This window comes from Leifsonia sp. HAY1-4F (assembly GCF_056755275.1).
Map to the genome: position 1 here is coordinate 1 of NZ_JBNDHX010000681.1, position 233 is coordinate 233.

At 65.7% G+C, this 233-nt stretch carries 1 pseudogene; it reads left to right on the top strand.

The features are described from left to right. Nucleotides 1-233: pseudogene (locus tag ACPYOG_RS20955) on the top strand (MFS transporter); the annotation flags it as partial.

Below are 233 nucleotides of genomic sequence, written 5' to 3' on the forward strand. Positions count from 1 at the left end.
GGGCGGGCACGCGTGGGCGTGGACCTCCGTCTGGAGCGTCGGTGCCTGCGCCATTGGCGGCCTGCTGCTCGTCGCGTTCGTGTTCGTGGAGTTGCGTGCAGAGGAGCAGGTGCTCCCGTTGCGGCTGTTCTCGCGGCGGCTGCTGGTCACCACGAAGCTCATCTCGTTCGGCGTCGGCGCCATCCTCATCAGACTGACGTCGTACGTCCCCTGTCTCTTATACACATCTGACG